Below are 18180 nucleotides of genomic sequence, written 5' to 3' on the forward strand. Positions count from 1 at the left end.
TGGGAATTAAGAATGAAGAATGAAGAATGAAGAATGAAGAATGAAGAATGAAGAATGAAGAATGAAGAATGAAGAATGAAGAATCGGGAATCGGGAGTCGGGAATCGGGAGTCGGGAATCGGGAATCGGGAGTCGGGAATCGGGAATTAAGAATGTAGAATTAAGAATGTAGAATTTGGAATTATGCATTCTGACAGATAATCTACCCTACGCGAATACCAAAGGCGAACAACATTTTTGAATGTAGAATTATAAATTATACATTCTAGATTCTGCCTTCTGGCTTCTGCCTTCTACATTCTAGATTCTGCCTTATAGATTCTTAATTCTTAATTCTACATTCTTAATTCTTAATTCTTAATTCTACATTCTACATTCTTAATTCTTAATTCTGACAGATAACCTTCAACCAAACCAATATATGACTACTGACTTAAGTAAACCACCAGCTTTAGAAATAGCCCCCTTAGTAGATTTAAGCAAATACGACTCATCTCGATTTGACCGAGGGCGTCCCAGTTGGTTAGTCTTAATCTGGTGGTTGGTGCAAGCGATCGCATTTCCCTTAAGTCTTCATAACTTCAATGGTTTCCGCCGATGGCTGCTCCAATTATTTGGAGCCAAGATTGGTAATAATGTCGTTATTCGACCCACTGCTCGTTTTACTTACCCCTGGAAAGTAGAAATTGGTGACTACAGTTGGATTGGGGATGATGTGGTTTTCTACAGCATCGATCGGATTCGCATTGGTAGTCACTGCATTATTTCCCAAAAATGTTACCTCTGTACCGGTAGTCACGATATCAAAGACCCAAGATTTGGGTTAATCACAGGTGAGATTCATGTTGGTAACGGAGCCTGGATTGCCACCGATTGCTTCGTTGCGCCCGGTGTCCAAATTGGAGCCAATGCCGTAATTGGTGCTCGCAGCAGTGTGTTTAGTAATATCCCAGAGCAGCAAGTATGCTGGGGGACACCAGCACGTGCTCGCTATCGACGGGAAATAGGGAGTAGGGAGTAGGGAGTAGGGAGTAGGGAGTGTGGGAAGTGTGGGGAGTGTGGGGAGCTGGGGAGCTGGGGAGATCGGGAGATGGAGAGCTGGGGAGATCGGGAGATGGGAAGTTTGGGGAGATGGGGAGTCAGATCTTTGAGAACTGCTATAGTGGTAAACAATTCGTGATTTTAGATCCTGTTACCTTTACCAGACCGTAGCGAAACCACTACATCTTTATCACTACCTTCAAAATGACACTCAACAGCATCTCGAACCATCGTTCTCAGCTCATCTAACGTGTCTGCTTGAGTAAATATAGATTCTCCTAAAGCTCTGGCTGTATAACCCCCTTCCGGATCTTCCTCAACCAAAAACACAACTTCGCTCATGTTCATGACTCCCCCATTGTTGTCTATCGTTATTATTGCATAGGGAACAGGGAGTAGGGAGTAGGGAGTAGGGAGTAGGGAGTAGGGAGTAGGGAGTAGGGAGTAGGGAGTAGGGAGTAGGGAGTAGGGGAGCTGGGGAGTAGGGAGTAGGGAGTAGGGAGTAGGGAGTAGGGAGTAGGGAGTAGGGAGTAGGGAGTAGGGAGTAGGGAGTAGGGGAGCTGGGGAGTAGGGAGTAGGGATTAGCCAATAGCCAATAGCCAATAGCCAAGAGTGAAACAATCCCGTGTACCTCATGAGTCCTAGAAACGCTATAACTTTTTTAAAGTTATAGCAACCGAAGTATGGTTTAGGACGTACTATTTTAGTGTAAAGGAACAGGTAGCAGGTAATATAATTACGGCGGTTTGCATAACTATCAGGTACAGAAGAGCCGATTTTTTGGCTCTTCCCTCTTACCTGCTCCCTACTCCCTGCTCCCTACTCCCTTATTCAACTAAAAAATTTTTTTGAATACGGCCTCTTTCTACTACTCCCTACTCCCTACTCCCTACTACTCCCTACTCCCTATCATTGCTCTAGCTTTCTAATCAGAGCAATAATCATTCGAGTTTCTTCTGTGAGTAAAGAAACAATCAATTCTATATCTGCTTGCTTAGATAGTCCTACTCTAGAAGATAAAATAAGATGTGTTTCTAATTCATTAATTGACCCTTGGGCAATATTAAGAAATCTAATGTACTCAGGAGTTGACCTTCTCCCATATCCCTCTGCTATGTTGGCTGGAATAGAAACTGCAGCTCTCCTAATTTGTTGAACCATACCGTATAATTCTTCTTTAGGAAAAAATTTAGTTAATAAATAACACTTTTCGGCTATATCCATGGCTTTTTGCCAAATTAGTAAGTCTTTAAAATTATTAATATCTGACATTGATGGCAATTCTTATTTGGGTGAGGTAGATTTTTTTAGGGAGTAGGGAGTAGGGAGTAGGGAGTAGGGAGTAGGGAGTAGGGAAGAGGGAGTAGGGAGTAGGGAGTAGGGAGTAGGGAGTAGGGAAGAGGGAAGAGGAAAGAGGAAAGAGGGAAGAGGGAAGAGGGAAGAGGGAAGAGGGAAAAAATCCTGTCTACCTGATAGTTAAGAAAAACGCTGTATCCCTATGCTGTCACAATCCTGAAAAAAAAGCAAAATCGGTTCTTCAGTACCTTTTATGCTAAATTTACAGTCAAAAAACTTAGAAAGCTTACTGTATAAGAAAAATTCTGCGATTCAACTCACAAAAAATTGTGAATACGGACTCTTTCCATTACTCCCTACTCCCTACTCCCTACTCCCTACTCCCTACTCCCTATTCCCTCTGATAGTTATGAAAAACGCTGTATCCCTATGCTGTCACAATCCTGAAACAAAAGCAAAATCGGTTCTTCACTGATGGCAATTCTTATTTGGGTGAGGTAAAAATTCTTGGGTTTTAGGGAGTAGGGAGCAGGGAGTAGGGAGTAGTAGGGAGTAGGGAGTAGGGACTTCGGAAGTCGGAAGTGGGAAGAGGGAAAAAATCCTGTCTACCTGATAGTTATGAAAAACGCTGTATCCCTATGCTGTCACAATCCTGAAACAAAAGCAAAATCGGTTCTTCAGTACCTTTTATGCTAAATTTACAGTCAAAAAACTTAGAAAGCTTACTGTATAAGAAAAATTCTGCGATTCAACTCACAAAAAATTTTGAATACGGGCTCTTTCCATTGCTCCCTACTCCCTACTCCCTACTCCCTACTCCCTACTCCCTACTCCCTACTCCCTATTCCCTTCAACCGACCGCAAAATCACTATACCGACGCATAAACGGAGTGTGAAAGGCTAATACAATGTCATACTTAGGAATTCCCACATCAGTAAGCTCATTCGCTACACCATATTCCGTCCCATCATATTGAATCCAAATCTTGTCATTGATAATATCAATGTGAATCAAGCAGCCATAGACACGGCGATGCTCTTCCCAACCCACACTGAATATTTGATAGTGGTCGTTTTCTAGATCAAAGGAAGTATAGCGGTCTATATCACCAAACGAAGGTTTTATCTTGCTGTAATCGGTCAAGATTTTTTTAATCGCTTCACGATACTGGTTTAATTTATCCATTGCACAATTACCTCCTGGTTAGGATCGAATACTAACAGCTTAACTTCATACTCTTTAATACTAAGTTGAGGGAGCTCTTCACAAAAAAAATCGTCGTAAATCGATAAAGGAACAGCCAAATAAAGTACTATTTGTGGTTGTTTGAGGCTTAGTACGATTCGGTAATTCAAAAACTGCCCTAACGCTAAATGAAATTGAAAAACACTAGAAGATGAGACAAAGCTTTTAATTTCAACAGCAATTTGCTGATTCTCCTTCTGTGCACCAATTAACCTTTCGGCACCTAAGTCGATATGCAATTGGCGATCGCGTAAATCTAAGGTTAAGGGGTCGTGAGTAATTACCCAATTATCTTGGACAAGCGCTTTTTTAACAACATCATGAAATATATCCTTAGCAGGCATTGCTACATTTACGTTTTATAATGATTCAAAAATCAATAGATACACTGTTCCCTAGAATATTATAACGTTTCTAGCATTTATGAGGTACGCTTATGAACTTCAAAGTCCCCCTTTATAAGGGGGATTTAGGGGGATCCCTTTGTACCTCATGGGAAAGAGAATTGCTATATAACGGCTGGTCAAAATCCTCTGACATTTTAACTAACCCCTTAGCGCTACCAAACTTAGGCGTTGCTTGTACTGCCATCATTGGCACAATTCTAAACGATTTCCCATCACTACCGAGGATGACAACCTCTTCCCCTGCTGCTGCTGCTTCAAGTAGTTCCGCGAGTCTAGTCTCTGCTTCCTTCAACTGAATTTGGTACATGATCACGGTTCCAGAGCCAACGGTTTGAGTATAGCAATTAGAAGGGAGTAGGGAGTAGGGAGCAGGGAGTAGGGAGTAGGCAATAGGCATGCTAGCAATAGGCAATAGTGTCGGAAGTGTGCGGTCAGTGCAACGGTTTTTGGAGTAGGGAACAGGGAACAGCGGATCTGGGAACAGGAGGAAGTGTGCGGTCAGTGCAATGGTTTTATTAACTGTGCGGCCAGTGCAATGGTTTTATCAACTGTGCGGCCAGTGCAACGGTTTTCTGATACCTATTGATAAAAACGGGACTTCGGAGCAAGGGGAGTGTCCCAAGTGTCTCAACTGTGCGGCCAGTGCAACGGTTTTGTGATCACTATTGATTAGGAAAAGCGACTTCGGGGGGGGGGAGTTTCGGAACTATGTGCTCAGTGCAACGGTTTTCTCAACTGTCGAAAGTCTGGGGAGATCGGGAGTCAGCTCAGCGTTCCCTCTTGCCTCTTGCCTCTTGCATGCATGCCTCTTGCCTGTTCCCTGTTCCCTACTCCCAGCTAGAATAAAGTGGACTATAGTTTAGGGTAATCAATCATGGATGCTCCTAAGTCTGAAACCACTCCTCCTCAAAAGCAGTTACGTCCATTTGCACTCTGTCTAGGCCAGTTCAAAGTCCCAGATGATTTTGATGCCCCGTTGCCAGATGAGATTCTAGACGGGTTTGAGCAATAGTGAAACTATAGAATATTTTTGTCAATTTTTCCTTGACCAATGATTAATCAATAGGGAATTGAGAATTAAGAATTGAGAATTAAGAATTGAGAATTGAGAATTGAGAATTGAGAATTAATAATTGAGAATTAATAATTGAGAATTGAGAATTGAGAATTGAGAATTAATAATTGAGAATTGAGAATTAATAATTGAGAATTGAGAATTAATAATTGAGAATTGAGAATTAAGAATTAAGAATTAAGAATTGAGAATTAATAATTGAGAATTGAGAATTAAGAATTAAGAATTTAAAATTAACCATTCTCCCTTCTCCCTTCTCCCTTCTCCCTTCTCCCTTCTACCTTCTTAATTCTCCCTTCTCCCTTCTCCCTTCTACCTTCTTAATTCTACATTCTTAATTCTACATTCTTAATTCTACATTCTTAATTCTACATTCTTAATTCTACATTCAACTTTCCCTACTCCCTAGTAACGACGCCGGGAGACACTAGCTTCACCCAACTTACGCCAGGTATGCCAGCCAACTACTCCATCCACTTTCAAACGGTTGTTGCGTTGGAATTGAGTTACACCTAGGTAGGTATATCGGTCAAAATTGGCGTTAAATTTAACAATGGTGTAGCCCAAGCTGATTAGGATCTGCTGCAAAAATCGCACGGCGTCACCATTGTTACCAGGAGTCAGCACTGGCATAGTCACAGTAGTAATTGTGTCAAGGGTTAGGGATGGTGGGTTATAGGGAGGATAGGGAGGATAGGAATGTTGGGCGTCAACGTTGATGACTTCTTTTGGGCTTTCCATGGATGGGGCGGTTGCCATCCCTAGGTCTTGATTGTCCATAGTTTCTGGTGAATTGGTCATGGATTGGTCATCCGCCATCATGGTTTGGGCAGGATTGGGGATTGGTATTTCTGAGTTGTTTTTCATGATTTGTGCTGAAGTTGTGAATAGGTTAACAAGCGACTATTAAAGGTTTTCAATTGGTTAGGTAGGAGGGAGTAGGGAGCAGGGAGTAGGGAGCAGGGAGTAGGGAGTAGGGTGTAGGGTGTAGGGTGTAGGGTGCGTTAGGGACAGAAAGCCTATGATTTTGAGACTCTTCGCCCCTGTTAAAGCCCGTCCCGTAACGCACCACCATAGGGAATAGGGAGTAGGGTGTAGGGTGTAGGGTGTAGGGTGCGTTAGGGACAGAAAGCCTATGATTTTGAGACTCTTCGCCCCTGTTAAAGCCCGTCCCGTAACGCACCACCATCTGACATACACAAGATTTTTTCCCTATTGCCTATTACCTTTTGCCTAAACTCCAAATATGGCATTTCTTGCAGTTATGAGCTACAGTCTTCTTTGAGGTTGATTCCCTGTCTTGATTTAGGGCATCACTGTTCCCGATTCCCGATTCCCTGTTCCCTGTTCCCTTAACCATCACTATTGTAAGCTTCAGAAATTACAGGTGGTATTTCGGCAAGAGCTCCCTTTGTTTTCCTGTTGAATAACCCGTAACTATAACAATTTTCAATCGTAAGTGAAAAATACCTCTCTAGACAGTGGATACTACAGGGAATCGGGAATGCGCGAATTTAGAATGCGCGAATTTAGAATTGGGAATCGGGAATCGGGAATCGGGAATCGGGGGAAGAGTATGGGTTGTGGTAGATAAATGTGATCGCAGATGGCTATGGTCGGTAAATGCGAACGCGCCCCGCGTGACAAGCAGGTCAATCGCATCTAGCTGTGATCAGTAAATGCGATCGCATCTAGCTTTGATCAGTAAATGCGATCGCATCTAGCTGTGATCGGTAAATGCGATCGCATCTAGCTGTGATCGGTAAATGCGATCGCATCTAGCTGTGATCGGTAAATGCGATCGCATCTAGCTGTGGTCTCGAAAATGCGATCGCATCTAGCTTTGATCAGTAAATGCGATCGCATCTAGCTGTGGTCTCGAAAATGCGATCGCATCTAGCTTTGATCAGTAAATGCGATCGCATCTAGCTGTGATCGGTAAATGCGATCGCATCTGGCTGTGATCGGTAAATGCGATCGCATCTGGCTGTGATACGGAAATGCGATCGCATCTAGCTGTGATCGGTAAATGCGATCGCATCTAGCTGTGATCGGTAAATGCGATCGCATCTGGCTGTGATCGGTAAATGCGATCGCATCTAGCTTTGATCAGTAAATGCGATCGCATCTAGCTGTGATCGGTAAATGCGATCGCATCTAGCTGTGATCAGTAAATGCGATCGCATCTAGCTGTGATCAGTAAATGCGATCGCATCTAGCTGTGATCAGTAAATGCGATCGCATCTAGCTTTGATCAGTAAATGCGATCGCATCTAGCTGTGATCAGTAAAAGCGAACGCGCCCCGCGTGACAAGCAGGTCAATCGCGTAGCGGCTCTTTTGGAGCATCGCGTAGCGTGACAAGCAAGTCAATCGCACTTACTATTCCCTGTTCCCAGATCCGCTGTTCCCAGATCCGCTGTTCCCTCTCCATCAAAAAATTGTTACAAAAATTTTCAAAATATGTTATAATTATGCAATTTTTATGCTATTCTAGAAAAAGGAACACTCAAAAGGAGATAAGTGAAGAGCCAGCCCACAGATGTTAGAGCGTCACGGGCTGGCTCTGGGTCTCCCACTCAAAAGGAGGTAATTTTATTATGTCGTACAGTCAACGCCTATACCCATGGGCAATCGTTCGCTTGTTACCACAGATGCAACGAGTCGTTGTCGCTCGTTTCCGTAACCGATCCAATGCGGAGGGTCATATGACAGCTCTTAAACGGCTGATGCCCGAGGCTGAATTTGTGATTATTTTTGATGTTCCTAATCCTATTGGTGAAGAAGAATCTTCAGAATGAAGAATGTAGAATTGAGAATGTAGAATTGAGAATGTAGAATTAAGAATGGATAATTACCAATTCGCGCATTTTAAATTATTAATTCTTAAATCAAAAAGGTTGTTCGCCTTTGGTGTTAGGTGAAGGGGAGGTTGTTTGTAAGAATGGAGAATGGTGAAGGCAGAATGGTGAATTCTTCATTCTAAATTCTTCATTCTAAATTCTTCATTCTAAATTCAAAAATACTGATCCACCTCGTTAAGACCGGGAGGAACCTGGTTTGCCTGACGAATTTCACGACTTCCAACCCCAACTACTGCGAGAAACCTGCCAACCTCCCAACTATCCCAGGGAGGAGATGTTCATTGCTACAAACCTGAATGTATATTACAACAGTCGTCATTACTTATGGCATAAGCGACCAGATTGGTTTCTGGTATTAGATGTAACTCCTGCTGAAAAACAAGAAGACCTGCGCTGGAATTATGTGGTTTGGCAGGAAGGAAGAGCGCCATTTTTGGTAGTGGAACTCCTATCACCAGGTACCGAAGCTGAAGATTTAGGACAAACCCTAAGGTCTGCCAACAAGCCACCAAGCAAATGGCAAGCTTATGAGCAGTATATGCGCATTCCTTACTATGTGGTCTTTGACCGTTATGAAAACCAGTTGCGAGTGTTTCAATTAATGCCCACCCAGTATCAGGAAGTAGAACTTTCTGAACCTAAATTTTGGATTCCAGAACTGGAATTAGGGTTAGGAGTCTGGCTTGGGAAATATCAAGAAACACAAGGGTTGTGGCTGCGTTGGTATGATGGAGTTGGTAATTGGATTGAGACTTCAGCAGAACGGGCAGAACAAGAACGCCAACGGGCAGAACAGGAACGCCAACGGGCAAAACAAGAACGCCAACGGGCAGAACGATTGGCAGAAAAATTGCGTACCCTTGGCATCAATCCCGATGATTTATAGCGCTACGCGCAAGTCAGAAGTGAGAAGTCAGAAGTCAAAAGTAAGCTAGGAGTAGGTTTCGGAGTTTAGAAGCGATGCAGCGCGGTCTTGGGAAGGCAGCGCGGTCTTGGGGGTCCCCCCCATGAGCGACTGCCGTGGTTTCCCCCACTCGCGCTTTGCATGGCTGACAATGTCAAACATCTTAATGGGTAGTGCTATATAGGAGTAGTCTATGGGAACATCAAAATCCCCACCGATGGTAATTCCACATGATGTGCTGGCAGTTTTGCAGGTATTGTCGCCAAAGCAACGTCAATTAGTGTTTGACTTTGCTGAGTTCTTGCTCCAAAAGCAAAGAAAATCCGAAAGTGAAGAATCGGCTGATAGTCCGCCAATACCTGGATAAGTTGACGCTTCTGAATAGGTGGGCATTGGGCTACAATCAAAACAATGGGTTGAAAATGCTGAGTCGGTTATGAGTGTTGTAATTTCTGATGAGTTGTTGCAAGCTGCTAAACTATCGGCAGCCGATTTGAAGCTTGAGATTGCCATTATGCTATATAAACAGAAAAGAATTAGTATTGGTAAAGCCCGTGAGCTAGCTGGGATGCACCTAATTGAGTTTCAACAAGCACTCTCTAATCGGAGCATTTGTATCAATTATGACCGTGAAGATTTTCAACAAGACATTCAAACATTGAAGGAATTGGGCGATATATGATCGTGGTTAGTAACACATCACCCATTACTAATTTATCAGCGATTCAAAAAATTGATATACTGCGGCAGCTCTATGGAGTGTTGATAATTCCTCAAGCGGTTTACAATGAGATGGTAGATCTACCATACGAGGTTCCAGGGTCGGAAGAAGTGCAAACTCTATCCTGGATTCAGACTCGACAAGCTACGAATCGTAGCTTGGTTGCAGAACTTAGGCTTGAAATTGATGCAGGAGAATCTGAAGCGATCGCTTTAGCAATTGAACTCAACGCCAATCGATTACTGATTGATGATTATCAGGCAAGAGTAATTGCATCTCGGTTTGGATGAAAATTTACAGGTATTCTGGGATTGCTTTTAGCTGCCAAGAAACAGGGATTGATTACAGCAGTGAAACCGATTGTCGATGATCTAATCAATCAAGCCGGATTTAGAGTGAGCGATCGCTTGTATAGAGAGATTGTGCAGATGGCTGATGAAGTGCTCGAAGAATAGCTGCTTAATTAAAAAAGTCGGCTCTTATAGAGTAGTTATGATAAATTAATAGCTATAATTTTTTCATAGTACCGACTCCCGATTCCCGACTCCCGATTCCCGATTCCCTAATGCCATCAACCCAGAATATGGAAGAATTAACCTTATTACGTCAACTCATTGAAGAAAGAAACTATCATAAAGCCTTAGAAATTGTTGATGAACTAGAAGAAATGTCAAGGGAGGATAAACTAAATAAAATTTATAGCTATGCAGTCATTTTACTATTACATTTAATAAAACAAGAAGTAGAAAAACGCACTACCCGCTCTTGGGAATTTTCGATTTATAATGCCAGCAAAACCATTAAACGAGTTAACAAACGGCGAAAATCAGGGGGATATTATGCCAATCAAGAGGAATTATTAGAAATTTTAACCGATGCCTTTGAAACAGCCCTAAAAAAAGCAGCATTAGAAGCCTTAGAAGGCAGATATACAGATAGTGAACTCAAAGAAAAGATTGACGAAGATAAAATTAAAGAGAAAGCTCTAGGTTTAATTTGTTAACAAGAGGGAGTAGGGAGTAGGGAGTAGGGAGCAGGGAGTGTGGGGAGATGGGGAGATGGGGAGATGGGGAGATGGGGAGTCAGATTAGTTTTCCCTCTTGCCTCTTGCCTCTTGCCTCTTGCCTCTTGCCTGTTCCCTATTCCCTGTTCCCTATTCCCTACTCCCTATTCCCTCTCACCACTGCCATCAAAAACTCCGCCAAGGTTACCCCATCGACCCCCAACTCACTCCGCTCCTGAGCCGCTAAAATGCCAGCTTGGGCATGCCACCAGGCTGCCGTTGCCACTATTGCCTCCAAAGGATGCTCAGACAGGAGTGGCTGAGCCATCAAACCTCCCACTAGTCCAGTGAGCACATCCCCACTCCCCCCTCGGGCTAGAGCTGGTGTACTTTCAGGAATCAGCCACACCGAGCCCATAGGATTTGCGATCGCACTCCTGGCTCCTTTTAACAACACCACAGACCGACTCAGTTGGGATGCCTTCCGCACCGCCTTGACTCGATCCGGTAACAGTTCTGCGGAATCAGGAAATAAACGTCGGAACTCTCCAACATGAGGCGTTAACACTGTCTGGCCTGGACGCTTCAACAAAGTGGGAATAGTGATCAGTTCCGCCAGGATATTTAAACTATCCGCATCCAAAACCATTGGGCATTGGGCAGCTAAAACCCCTTGCACTATATCCTTAGCATCCTTTGTTAAACCAGGACCACATGCGATCGCATTATAAGTCTGATTTGAAGTCTGATAGCTACCAGAGGGTTGGTGTAACTTCTCTAAGACTAACTCAGGCAAAAATGCAATAGCACCCGCCGTCGTTTCTGGGCAACCAATTACCACTGCTTCTGGCAAGTGACTGACCACTAGCAGTTTGATAGACTCCGGCACTGCCATCGAAAGCATCCCCACCCCACTAGCACGAGCCCCTAATCCCGCCAGAATTGCTGCCCCTGAATACTGTCTAGAGCCACAAATCAGCAACAGATGACCCTGTTGGTACTTATGAGTTACCTTAGGGCGAGGTAAGGGTAAAAAATGTTTCGCAACAGTTTTTGTCACTCTGAGCAAATCTGGTGGTTCACCTAAAATTGACCAAATATCCTTGAGGGGAATACCAAAATCAATTAACTCAGCTTCACCAATATAATCCAACCCTTGGTCTTGGAGAAACCCCAACTTCCACAACCCTAAGCACAATGTCCGGGTAGCCCGAACCGCGATGCCCAAAACTTCCCCAGTATCAGTATGTAATCCCGAAGGTAAATCAATACTCACCACCGGTTGTGACCATTGATTCAACAGCTCAACCGCCTCAGCGATACTACCAGAAAGCGATTGGCCGTAGGCCACGCTTCGCGATCGCGTCAGTCCAAATCCGAACAAACCATCAATAATCAGGTCACACTCATACAGCGGTTCAATCTCGTCATAAAAAGGAATCCCCAAGCTAAGCGCATACCGAGCATGGTAGTCAGTCAATTCCTTCAGTTTCGACAAAGGACGGTAAATGTGGATCTCATACCCCTGTAAATGAAGTTCACGAGCAACAACTAACCCATCACCCCCATTATGACCAGGACCAACTAACACACCCACTCGCCTCTTCTCAGCACAGGGATAAAGACTTTGAATAGAGCGAGTAATCAATCCTGCCACCTTTTCCATCAAAGCTGCTACAGGCATCCCCGCCTCAAAGATGCGCCCTTCAATCTCACGCATCTGCTCAGCAGTTACCACCACTTGCTCAATTACTTCTCGCCGATTCTGAGACTCCATCAATTCTTAATTATTAAGTGTCCGACAAAAGTAAAATTAACTCTTGAAATAGGGAACAGGGAACAGGGAACAGGGAACAGGGAAAACAGAGAGGTACTTTTAGGAATTTTACACAAGTCAATACAGCGAGATTTATTCTTGTCCAGCTACTTAACTGTTAATTTTTTCACCTTAACCCTTCAACCGCGTCACCTTAACCCTTCAACCTTCAAGCAACTCACCTTCAAGCAACTCACCTTCAAGCAACTCACCTTCAACCCACTAACCTTCAACCTTCAACCCACTAACCTTCAACCCTGAGCTCCTACCGACCAAAATACACCCGTGCATCCCAACCAGCAGAGCGCAAACGATTACTCCAACGTTCTGCATCACCCCGCTTTTTAAACGGACCAACAGCAACATGTTTACCTCTTGGGGCATCTCGTTGGCTGACTAAATCCTGGGCAATCCCAATTTTAACCAATTCCGTGACCATCTCTGGTAACCTCTGAGCATTTCCAGGAATAGCCACAAAATAGCTCCTACCCCTGGATTCTCCTGAATCCCCTGGATTAGAACCAGAACTGACAGCACCACGGTTCGCCAAATCTAATCCTGTTTCTGGATACACCAAACGGGAGCCATAGGTGATTGAGCCATCAGATGAGAAAGTTGCTATGTTGCTCATATTTGTAGCACCATTATCAAATACTTGTTGTGCAATTGTTGTGATGCGGGCTGGAATTCCCAAAGCTTCCAAAGCCTGGAGACGAGACTGAGCATTGTAGCGATCCATAAATGTACCTGCTTGAATCACCCCCTCTCCCTCGCGCACAAACGCTTGTGCTTCAATTGCTTGTACTTGGGATAACAACCAATCACTATCACCCACCACATCAACCCGATAGAGATTAGCGATGGGTATTGATCTATTAGTTCTTGATGGATTAGTTATTGATCTATTAGTGTCGTTGACGTTTAACTCAGGTGGTAATGGTGTATTTGGTGTATTGCTTGGCCGATTGGGTGAGGCGGTTGGCAAAATTAAAGGGGAAGTATTAACCGATGGTAGAGAAGATGGCCTCATAGTTGGTAGAGGTTCCCCAAAAAATCTCGGTTCTGGTGAAGTTTGGGCACTAGCTGGCGTAAGGTCCCCCATAACTGTTTGCCCAGTCAGTAGTAACAGTAGCCAACCAGTTACCTTAATCAGTGTTTTAGGATTTCTGAATTGGTTAGACACTCTGATCATAATTGGTATTGCCCTCTAGTAGAATGAGTAGGTTAAATTAATTTAAATTTACCCGTCAACCCTCAACAAATGAATAAAATCCTGTCAAAATGGGTAATCTTACCGCTGATAATTCTCTGCATTATAGCCTGTGGCAGCAGTAACCTAGATGGAGTAACCACCGTTACTCTCGGTGGTTGGCAAAGCAGCCCTACTGAAAAACAATTACTAGAGCAATTACTAAAGGAATTTGAAGCTAAACATCCCAAGGTAAAGGTTAAGCTTGAAGTCATCACTGGTCAGTACATGGATGTAATCAAAACCCGATTAATTGGTGATGCAGCTCCAGATGTCTTTTATTTAGATGCCTATGAAGCCCCATTACTAATGATTCATGATGTTTTGGAGCCTTTGGATGACTACATTAAGCGCACTGATAATTTTGATGTAGCTGACTTTGAACCCTCTCTGTTTAAAGCATTCCAATATAATGGAATAATCTACGGATTGCCTAAAGATTTTTCCACCCTTGCCCTTTTTTACAATAAGCAATTATTCAAACAAGCTAATTTAACTCAACCACCCCAAACTTGGGAAGAATTACGGGATTATTCCCAAAAACTAACCTTTGATAAGAATCGCGATGGCAGGAATGAACACTATGGTTTAGGAATTAATCAGGAACTGGCTCGTCTCTATTTTTTAATTAAAGCCTTTGGCGGTAAGTTAGTTGACAATAACGGCTATGCTACCTTTGCCACTCCTGAAACTTTTAAAAGTCTTCAAACTGTCATTGACCTATACCGAAACTACCAGTATGCTGCCTTACCCTCAGACGTTGGGGCTAGTTCTGGTAGCGAAATGTTTGGTCAAGGTAAAACCGCAATGGTAATGGAAGGTAGCTGGGCTATTCCTTATCTCAAAGATACATTTCCTAACATTAAATTCGCCACCGCTGAAGTTCCCTCCTTAGGTAGTAAAAAAGGAACCATGGCTTATACCGTTGCTTATGTTATGAACAAGCAAGCTCAACATAAAGAAGCAGCTTGGGAACTCATTTCCTATCTTACCGGCAAAGAAGGAATGAAAGCTTGGGGAAAAGCGGGACTAGTACTACCTTCTCGGGTCTCTGTGTTATCGGAACTAGGCTATAAAAACAATCCCCTCTATGCTCCTTTTCTTAAAGGAGCCGCCTATGCAACCATTTGGCAGGCTGGGGAAACCTTGCCAACCATTCAAACCCATTTCGATAATCAATTTCTGAGTACCTTACTGGGTGAGCAATCCTTAGAAAGTGCTATGAAGAAAGCCCAAGAAGCAGCTAATGAAGAAATTCGAGCAGGTGATTATTAACTAAGTTTTAGGGAGTCGGGAGTCGGGAGGGTGGGGCGGGGGCGCGGGAGGTGTGGGGAGATGGGGAGATGGGGAGATGGGGAGATGGGGAGATGGGGAGATGGGGAGATGGGGAGATGGGGAGTTAAATCAGCAATTAGTGTAGTAATTTTTATCTCTGTTTCTTCCTATTTACCATTCGCTGTTCCCTATTCGCTGTTCCCTGTTCCCGATTCCCGATTCCCGATTCCCGATTCCCGATTCCCTGTTCCCGATTCCCTATTCCCTATTCCCTATTCCCTATTTCCTAACTTAAAATAAATCCTCAGTGCCCCATCCTGGTCCTTTCTGTGCGGCTCTGATCACAAATGCCGCTAATTTCTCGATTTCCTCCTGTGGTATCCAACTCTCTCGGACTTTGCGGCACGAGAAGCTATCATCTTTACCATCATAGGTCTTCGGTTGCCTCATAAAAGCAATGAAACCATTGAGATTATCTCGAGGTGGTGTTGCCTTAGCTAGTCTCTTCAGAGATAGAGACACAGTGGGATCAATGAGATTAGCTCCTCCCACATGACACATCTGGCAATTTTGGGAAAACAATTTTATACCAACAGACAAGTCTTCGCCATTAAACAGCTTAGTCTCTCCCTTGCCATCTACAGCAATCGCTACAGGTTCTGCCACATCTAGGTAGCGCCTGACATATTGGTTAACCGCAGCCTCAGCTGGTGAACTAACCGTCCATGTCCCTAGGCAGAACACCAGAACAACTAGCAGCAAATAACGGATTGATACGAATAGACCTCTTGCCAAACTAGTTTTTTGATACTTTTCCCGTGAATTGTTGTCCACTGTTCCCAACTTCTCAAAGAAGTCTAATAATCTACGGAGCATTGAGTATTTAAAGTGATATGTACTGATTGAGCAACAGGGCAGCGGCTTCTTCTATTAGCGAATCAGGTCTAGTTAAAGAAGCTAGGGTTATTGATTTTGGTTAACCCCTAACTCCTAACCCCTAACCCCTAACTGCCAAAAGAAGAAGCCTCTGCCCTTGCTGCTTAAATAAGCATAAAGCCTTTCGCTTCGTGCTTTCTAACCTCTGTACAAACAACAATTAGTTACAGACTTTACCACAACCCCACGTATCAGGTCTCTGGTTGATCTCATAGAGAATATAACCAGCCATATTACGGAGGTCATCTTGGGAGACGTTCCTCATATAGACAAAAAGATCAGCACTCTTAGTGCTTGGATGAAATTCATAAATCTCTGTTTCCCCGTCGTAGGTGGTAGGATTGTTCATATAGTCTATGATACCATCCAGGTTATCACGGGGTGGTGTTGCCAATTCTAAGTCCTCAGCACCAAGAGTAACGTTAGGGTCAGTTTTAGTGTAACCCCCTTTGTGACATTGAGAACATACAGTGTTAAACAGGCGTAAGCCTTTAACAATCTCTTTGTTACTCATCACCACCGTGTCACCTGCTTCATTGGAAGGTACGGTGCGGAGCTCTTTAGACAGGTCAAGGGCTGCTGAACTGCCCACTGCAATTTGAAAGGCAAAGAATAGGGTTGCCGTGATCAGCAAGATAAATCGCTTCATTTTTGATTCTCCTCTAAACTAAAAATGTGGCTCATATGGGATTAGTTTTTCAAAACAGCATTAACTGATTCCCTGCACATTCTCTCGCTGAGGGGGATCTGAGTCAACCAATCACGGCTATCGAACTCAGGTATTACCGATTACCAATTAGCCATTACCCTTTGTTTGAGACAAAATCTTTAATATAACAGCCTTGGCATCTTCTAGAGGCAGATGGGTGTCTTGATTTTTGTAAGCAATGCCCAACTGCTGGCATAGATCGAATACCTCTTCTACCCGAAGGTCATACTCGGCAGCAATTTCCACAATTGATAGGTCTGCAAAGCCCATAATAATTAAACCTGATAATAACTAAGGAACAGGGGTAAGAGTGTGGGGAGAGGGGGGAGTCTGGGAAGTGTGGGAGGTTTGGGGGAAAAAGGCAAGAGGCAAGAGGAACCAACCCCTAACCCCTCCCAGGAGGGGAAGGCAAGAGGAACCCACCCCTAACCCCTCCCAGGAGGGGAAGGCAATAGGCATGCTAGCAATAGAGAAGATGATGAAACCAAAGGATTATTTCGTGGTGTTATCAGAAAGCAGCATTCGGTTTTGTAATCTATCGGGAGCACCTTGTCAGCCCCGTAGAAACCAAGCCAGTCGCTTCCCATCTCCCCATCTCCCCATCTCCCCATCTCCCCACACTTCCCCTCCTGGGAGGGGTTAGGGGTGGGTCCCACACTTCCCACCCTCCCCACACTCCCTAATCCCTACTCCCTACTCCCTACTCCCTGCTCCCTAATCCCTACTGCTTTTGGCAGGGAAACCGCTACCGGTATAGTAGCCTGGGGTTGATGGAGGCGAATCAGCTGGGCTAGGGTTTTTTTCAACTGGGTGCGAGGTACAATGGCATCAACGAAGCCGTGGTCTAGCAGATATTCAGAGGTCTGGAAATTATCCGGTAGCTTTTCTCTGAGGGTCTGCTCAATCACTCGTCGTCCAGCAAATCCAATTAATGCCTTCGGTTCCGCTATGATAATATCCCCTAACATGGCAAAACTGGCAGTCACCCCACCGGTGGTAGGATGAGTAAGAACTGGAATGTAGAGTAGTCTGGCTTGACGATGGCGTTCCAAGGCACCAGAGATTTTGGCCATTTGCATCAGGCTTAACATCCCTTCCTGCATTCTGGCTCCACCAGATGCACAAACAATTACAACCGGTAGCTGTCGCTTGGTTGCTTCTTCTATCAAACGAGTCAGTTTTTCCCCAACTACCGAACCCATACTACCGCCCATGAACCGGAAGTCCATTACTCCCAAAGCAATGGGCAAATTCTCTAGTTGACCGGTGCCAGTTTGTACGGCATCTGTGAGCTTAGTTTTTTCTTGGCTGTCTCGCAAACGATCACTATAGGATTTGCGATCGCAAAACTTCAGGGGATCCGTCGGATGTAGGTGTTCATCCAGTGATATCCAGGTCTGATGGTCAATCAGCTGGCGGATCCGCTCGTCACTAGGGACTCGCATGTGATGGCCACATTCACTGCAAACCATTTGATTAGCTTGCAGGTCTCTGGCGTAGGATAGAACTCCGCAAGCTTCACACTTTTTCCATAGCCCATCAGCAATCTCCCGTTCTTGAGGTTGTTTAGGGGTTGGTTCAATTTTTCGTCTATTTGCAAACCAATCGAATAGAGACATAAAAATTATTAAGTTAACGT

Annotated in this window: 34 protein-coding genes; 17 read left to right on the top strand and 17 right to left on the bottom strand. The window is 44.1% G+C overall.

Annotated features, from left to right (window positions below; genetic code table 11):
* Positions 1 to 6 precede the first annotated feature (6 nt).
* On the bottom strand, positions 7 to 189 hold the full coding sequence (locus F6K53_RS12830) for a hypothetical protein (protein WP_293025373.1): 183 nt from the start codon (positions 187 to 189) through the stop codon (positions 7 to 9).
* Between the two features lie 232 nt (positions 190 to 421).
* Here F6K53_RS12830 and hpsU point away from each other — a divergent pair, with 232 nt between their 5' ends.
* Positions 422 to 1021: a hormogonium polysaccharide biosynthesis acetyltransferase HpsU gene (gene hpsU, locus F6K53_RS12835; RefSeq protein WP_293080974.1), complete on the top strand. Its 600-nt coding sequence runs from the start codon at positions 422 to 424 to the stop codon at positions 1019 to 1021.
* A 161-nt stretch (positions 1022 to 1182) separates the two neighbouring features.
* Here the strand turns inward: hpsU and F6K53_RS12840 are convergent, their stop codons facing one another.
* The gene (locus tag F6K53_RS12840; protein ID WP_293080977.1) at positions 1183 to 1644 is read right to left on the bottom strand and encodes a hypothetical protein; all 462 of its coding nucleotides are present in this window, start codon (positions 1642 to 1644) and stop codon (positions 1183 to 1185) included.
* 306 nt (positions 1645 to 1950) lie between these two features.
* Positions 1951 to 2313 carry a four helix bundle protein gene (locus F6K53_RS12845; protein ID WP_293080980.1) on the bottom strand — a complete coding sequence of 121 codons (363 nt, stop codon included), beginning with the start codon at positions 2311 to 2313 and terminating at the stop codon, positions 1951 to 1953.
* A 277-nt stretch (positions 2314 to 2590) separates the two neighbouring features.
* On the opposite strand from F6K53_RS12845, the gene F6K53_RS12850 reads away from it, so the two are divergent.
* Positions 2591 to 2812, top strand: coding sequence for a hypothetical protein (locus F6K53_RS12850; protein WP_293025377.1), 222 nt, complete (start codon positions 2591 to 2593; stop codon positions 2810 to 2812).
* Positions 2813 to 3187: 375 nt separating this feature from the next.
* Here the strand turns inward: F6K53_RS12850 and F6K53_RS12855 are convergent, their stop codons facing one another.
* The 3 genes from F6K53_RS12855 to F6K53_RS12865 form a co-directional block, all read right to left on the bottom strand.
* Positions 3188 to 3523: a XisI protein gene (locus tag F6K53_RS12855; protein WP_293080983.1), complete on the bottom strand. Its 336-nt coding sequence runs from the start codon at positions 3521 to 3523 to the stop codon at positions 3188 to 3190.
* Positions 3511 to 3927, bottom strand: coding sequence for an element excision factor XisH family protein (locus tag F6K53_RS12860; protein WP_293080986.1), 417 nt, complete (start codon positions 3925 to 3927; stop codon positions 3511 to 3513). Before F6K53_RS12860 ends, F6K53_RS12855 begins: the two co-directional genes overlap by 13 nt.
* Before the next feature lie 112 nt (positions 3928 to 4039).
* Positions 4040 to 4402 carry a hypothetical protein gene (locus tag F6K53_RS12865; protein ID WP_293062178.1) on the bottom strand — a complete coding sequence of 121 codons (363 nt, stop codon included), beginning with the start codon at positions 4400 to 4402 and terminating at the stop codon, positions 4040 to 4042.
* A gap of 296 nt (positions 4403 to 4698) precedes the next feature.
* Here F6K53_RS12865 and F6K53_RS12870 point away from each other — a divergent pair, with 296 nt between their 5' ends.
* Positions 4699 to 4836, top strand: coding sequence for a hypothetical protein (locus F6K53_RS12870; protein ID WP_293025382.1), 138 nt, complete (start codon positions 4699 to 4701; stop codon positions 4834 to 4836).
* A gap of 28 nt (positions 4837 to 4864) precedes the next feature.
* Complete coding sequence (locus tag F6K53_RS12875; protein ID WP_293025383.1) at positions 4865 to 5002, top strand: hypothetical protein; 138 nt, start codon at positions 4865 to 4867, stop codon at positions 5000 to 5002.
* A gap of 468 nt (positions 5003 to 5470) precedes the next feature.
* Here the strand turns inward: F6K53_RS12875 and F6K53_RS12880 are convergent, their stop codons facing one another.
* Complete coding sequence (locus F6K53_RS12880; RefSeq protein ID WP_293025384.1) at positions 5471 to 5932, bottom strand: peptidoglycan-binding domain-containing protein; 462 nt, start codon at positions 5930 to 5932, stop codon at positions 5471 to 5473.
* 49 nt (positions 5933 to 5981) lie between these two features.
* Positions 5982 to 6248 carry a hypothetical protein gene (locus F6K53_RS12885; RefSeq protein WP_293069835.1) on the bottom strand — a complete coding sequence of 89 codons (267 nt, stop codon included), beginning with the start codon at positions 6246 to 6248 and terminating at the stop codon, positions 5982 to 5984.
* A gap of 32 nt (positions 6249 to 6280) precedes the next feature.
* Between F6K53_RS12885 and F6K53_RS12890 the strand changes: the two genes are divergently transcribed.
* The gene (locus tag F6K53_RS12890) at positions 6281 to 6421 is read left to right on the top strand and encodes a hypothetical protein (protein WP_293025386.1); all 141 of its coding nucleotides are present in this window, start codon (positions 6281 to 6283) and stop codon (positions 6419 to 6421) included.
* A 132-nt stretch (positions 6422 to 6553) separates the two neighbouring features.
* Here F6K53_RS12890 and F6K53_RS12895 read toward each other — a convergent pair whose 3' ends face one another.
* Positions 6554 to 6727, bottom strand: coding sequence for a hypothetical protein (locus F6K53_RS12895; RefSeq protein ID WP_293080991.1), 174 nt, complete (start codon positions 6725 to 6727; stop codon positions 6554 to 6556).
* Positions 6728 to 6961: 234 nt separating this feature from the next.
* Positions 6962 to 7135 (bottom strand): hypothetical protein, encoded by a 174-nt coding sequence (locus F6K53_RS12900; RefSeq protein ID WP_293080994.1) that lies wholly within the window; start codon positions 7133 to 7135, stop codon positions 6962 to 6964.
* Between the two features lie 529 nt (positions 7136 to 7664).
* On the opposite strand from F6K53_RS12900, the gene F6K53_RS12905 reads away from it, so the two are divergent.
* From F6K53_RS12905 to F6K53_RS12940, 8 genes are all read left to right on the top strand, one after another.
* Complete coding sequence (locus F6K53_RS12905; RefSeq protein WP_293025389.1) at positions 7665 to 7865, top strand: hypothetical protein; 201 nt, start codon at positions 7665 to 7667, stop codon at positions 7863 to 7865.
* A 259-nt stretch (positions 7866 to 8124) separates the two neighbouring features.
* Positions 8125 to 8814, top strand: coding sequence for a Uma2 family endonuclease (locus tag F6K53_RS12910; RefSeq protein ID WP_293025390.1), 690 nt, complete (start codon positions 8125 to 8127; stop codon positions 8812 to 8814).
* Between the two features lie 211 nt (positions 8815 to 9025).
* Positions 9026 to 9199 (top strand): DUF2281 domain-containing protein, encoded by a 174-nt coding sequence (locus tag F6K53_RS12915; protein ID WP_149031291.1) that lies wholly within the window; start codon positions 9026 to 9028, stop codon positions 9197 to 9199.
* Positions 9200 to 9268: 69 nt separating this feature from the next.
* Positions 9269 to 9514 carry a UPF0175 family protein gene (locus tag F6K53_RS12920; protein WP_070396993.1) on the top strand — a complete coding sequence of 82 codons (246 nt, stop codon included), beginning with the start codon at positions 9269 to 9271 and terminating at the stop codon, positions 9512 to 9514.
* 2 nt (positions 9515 to 9516) lie between these two features.
* Positions 9517 to 9843, top strand: coding sequence for a DUF3368 domain-containing protein (locus F6K53_RS12925; protein WP_293025391.1), 327 nt, complete (start codon positions 9517 to 9519; stop codon positions 9841 to 9843).
* Positions 9844 to 9858: 15 nt separating this feature from the next.
* Positions 9859 to 10008, top strand: coding sequence for a DUF3368 domain-containing protein (locus F6K53_RS12930; RefSeq protein WP_293025404.1), 150 nt, complete (start codon positions 9859 to 9861; stop codon positions 10006 to 10008).
* 128 nt (positions 10009 to 10136) lie between these two features.
* Positions 10137 to 10556 carry a DUF29 family protein gene (locus F6K53_RS12935; protein ID WP_293081096.1) on the top strand — a complete coding sequence of 140 codons (420 nt, stop codon included), beginning with the start codon at positions 10137 to 10139 and terminating at the stop codon, positions 10554 to 10556.
* Positions 10557 to 10603: 47 nt separating this feature from the next.
* Positions 10604 to 10795, top strand: coding sequence for a hypothetical protein (locus tag F6K53_RS12940; RefSeq protein WP_293069830.1), 192 nt, complete (start codon positions 10604 to 10606; stop codon positions 10793 to 10795).
* Here F6K53_RS12940 and F6K53_RS12945 read toward each other — a convergent pair.
* Complete coding sequence (locus tag F6K53_RS12945; protein WP_293081099.1) at positions 10714 to 12333, bottom strand: NAD(P)H-hydrate dehydratase; 1620 nt, start codon at positions 12331 to 12333, stop codon at positions 10714 to 10716. The genes F6K53_RS12940 and F6K53_RS12945 overlap by 82 nt on opposite strands.
* A 138-nt stretch (positions 12334 to 12471) precedes the next feature.
* On the opposite strand from F6K53_RS12945, the gene F6K53_RS12950 reads away from it, so the two are divergent.
* Positions 12472 to 12633 carry a hypothetical protein gene (locus F6K53_RS12950; RefSeq protein WP_293080998.1) on the top strand — a complete coding sequence of 54 codons (162 nt, stop codon included), beginning with the start codon at positions 12472 to 12474 and terminating at the stop codon, positions 12631 to 12633.
* Between the two features lie 4 nt (positions 12634 to 12637).
* Here F6K53_RS12950 and F6K53_RS12955 read toward each other — a convergent pair whose 3' ends face one another.
* Positions 12638 to 13207 carry a hypothetical protein gene (locus F6K53_RS12955; RefSeq protein ID WP_293081001.1) on the bottom strand — a complete coding sequence of 190 codons (570 nt, stop codon included), beginning with the start codon at positions 13205 to 13207 and terminating at the stop codon, positions 12638 to 12640.
* A gap of 25 nt (positions 13208 to 13232) precedes the next feature.
* On the opposite strand from F6K53_RS12955, the gene F6K53_RS12960 reads away from it, so the two are divergent.
* The 3 genes from F6K53_RS12960 to F6K53_RS12970 all read left to right on the top strand — a co-directional run bounded on the left by F6K53_RS12960 (position 13233) and on the right by F6K53_RS12970 (position 15196).
* Positions 13233 to 13583, top strand: a complete 351-nt coding sequence (locus F6K53_RS12960; RefSeq protein ID WP_293081003.1) for a hypothetical protein — start codon at positions 13233 to 13235, stop codon at positions 13581 to 13583.
* Between the two features lie 50 nt (positions 13584 to 13633).
* Entirely contained in the window at positions 13634 to 14896 is a 1263-nt protein-coding gene (locus F6K53_RS12965) for an ABC transporter substrate-binding protein (protein ID WP_293081006.1), read from the top strand.
* A gap of 84 nt (positions 14897 to 14980) precedes the next feature.
* A complete protein-coding gene (locus F6K53_RS12970) occupies positions 14981 to 15196 on the top strand; it encodes a hypothetical protein (RefSeq protein ID WP_293081009.1) in 216 nt (71 codons plus the stop codon).
* On the opposite strand, the gene psbV2 is transcribed toward F6K53_RS12970, so the two are convergent.
* From psbV2 to accD, 5 genes are all read right to left on the bottom strand, one after another.
* Complete coding sequence (psbV2, locus tag F6K53_RS12975) at positions 15188 to 15772, bottom strand: photosystem II cytochrome PsbV2 (protein WP_293081012.1); 585 nt, start codon at positions 15770 to 15772, stop codon at positions 15188 to 15190. The two genes, F6K53_RS12970 and psbV2, sit on opposite strands and share 9 nt — an antisense overlap.
* Positions 15773 to 15992: 220 nt before the next feature.
* A complete protein-coding gene (psbV, locus tag F6K53_RS12980) occupies positions 15993 to 16481 on the bottom strand; it encodes a photosystem II cytochrome c-550 (RefSeq protein ID WP_293025398.1) in 489 nt (162 codons plus the stop codon).
* Between the two features lie 147 nt (positions 16482 to 16628).
* Positions 16629 to 16811: a translation initiation factor IF-2 gene (locus tag F6K53_RS12985; protein WP_070395846.1), complete on the bottom strand. Its 183-nt coding sequence runs from the start codon at positions 16809 to 16811 to the stop codon at positions 16629 to 16631.
* A gap of 155 nt (positions 16812 to 16966) precedes the next feature.
* Positions 16967 to 17152, bottom strand: coding sequence for a hypothetical protein (locus F6K53_RS12990; protein ID WP_293081015.1), 186 nt, complete (start codon positions 17150 to 17152; stop codon positions 16967 to 16969).
* Between the two features lie 75 nt (positions 17153 to 17227).
* Positions 17228 to 18160, bottom strand: a complete 933-nt coding sequence (gene accD / locus F6K53_RS12995) for an acetyl-CoA carboxylase, carboxyltransferase subunit beta (RefSeq protein ID WP_293025400.1) — start codon at positions 18158 to 18160, stop codon at positions 17228 to 17230.
* Positions 18161 to 18180: the final 20 nt, after the last annotated feature.

The sequence above is a fragment of the Moorena sp. SIO4A1 genome (genome assembly GCF_010672065.1).
Taxonomy (GTDB): domain Bacteria; phylum Cyanobacteriota; class Cyanobacteriia; order Cyanobacteriales; family Coleofasciculaceae; genus Moorena.